The sequence below is a fragment of the thiotrophic endosymbiont of Bathymodiolus puteoserpentis (Logatchev) genome (assembly GCF_900127505.1).
GTDB lineage: Bacteria > Pseudomonadota > Gammaproteobacteria > PS1 > Pseudothioglobaceae > Thiodubiliella.
Window position 1 is genome coordinate 1 of the sequence record NZ_UEXF01000068.1, and the last position, 1,616, is coordinate 1,616.

Sequence of the window (1,616 nt, forward strand, 5' to 3'; positions counted from 1 at the left end):
CTGCTGCACCATGTCATGATTTCACTAGAACCTTACCATCAAACTTATACCTACGACACAGGCAATAACCTAACCAACCTATCTCACCAAGCAAACAGTGGTGATTGGCAACAAATCCTCGTTATCCACCCAAACAACAACCGTGGCACCGAAACACAGCAATCCACTAGTGACTTTGATGTCAATGGCAACTTACTAATCCTCAACAACATTGGTGCTCTACATTGGCATTACAACAATACGCTTAACCAACTCAGCAAAGCAGACAAAAGCAACACCACACAGTACTATGTTTATGGCTACCAAGGCAATCGAGTCCGCAGTGTGGTTGAATCTGACCACCAAGTACAAAGCCAAAGAGACTACCTGCCTTCACTAGAGCTTTCAACCAACCAAGCAAAACAACAAATCAGCACCCTGCACATTGGTATTCACATATTCAGTGAAACCAGCACAGACAACACACAAAACCCCATCCAAACCCGCTACCAACTCACCAGCCATCTACAATCCAACACTCTAGAACTCAACGACAAAGCCCAAACCCTCAGCTACGAACACTACTACCCCTATGGTGGCACTGCCCTCATCGCTGGCAAAGACAAAACCCAAGTCCAACAAAAACGCTATCGCTACACAGGCAAAGAAAGAGACGACAGTAGTGGCTTATCCTACTACGGTGCTAGGTACCTAGCTCCTTGGCTAGCAAGGTGGATAAGCCCTGATTCAGTAGGGACGGTTGACGGTTTGAATTTGTATGTTTATGTGGGGAATAATCCGCTTAAATATATAGATCCAACTGGAAATGATAAAGTTGGTACGATAAGTTGGCATAGGATTGTTACTCATGTTAATAAACGCTTAAAACGCAATAAGAAATTAAATCTTTGGATCGGGGAAGATCATATGTCAGCAACTGGATCTATTTTACTGTTGGATTTAGTCGCCACTACCAATATTCGTGATATTCTGCTAGAGCATACTGGCGCTATACCAGGTCAACATGCTATTACAGATATGGATTTTATTGATCTCATACTCAAGTATCGCCCTGTTTCTGATGAAACACGAAAAATTTTTAAACGCGTAAGGCAATTGGCAATAACTCATAATTTTCTTTATGTTGGCTCAAAAGGTTGGACAAACACTAAGTTGGATGTCTGCTTACTGGGGCCAAGAAATAATTATATTGCTCTTGTTGGTAGTAATCATATAGCGCAAGATACAGGAGCAGAGGGGTTTACCACAGATGAAGACGCCTACCCTGCGTACAGACACACAAATGAAAAAGACAATATAGCATTGCTAACACTAGAAGAAGTTGATTTTTTTAGAAAAGATGGAAGAATAATGAAAACTCAGGAATATGGCGTATGGGTAGAAGATCGATACGGCGTAAAAGGGAGTGCATTCTTGATGCTAGGCAGTAAATCCACAATGAGGAGAGAATTTGGCAGAGCAGCACAACCGGTGCCTGAAAACCTTAATAATTTACAAAATTATCAACCTAGATCTCAAACACCAACAATGGCGCAACGATTTGCATCCCTATTCCGTCGAAAATAATAAATAGATGTCCAGTTCCACCACGTTGTTCCAGTTTTTAAGGGTTGACT

Annotated in this window: 1 protein-coding gene; it reads left to right on the top strand. The window is 41.8% G+C overall.

Annotation, left to right across the window (positions count from 1 at the left end; genetic code table 11):
• On the top strand, window positions 1-1,566 hold a 1,566-nt coding region (locus BHECKSOX2_RS10325; protein ID WP_245391354.1), incomplete at its 5' end, for an RHS repeat-associated core domain-containing protein.
• Window positions 1,567-1,616 lie beyond the last annotated feature (50 nt).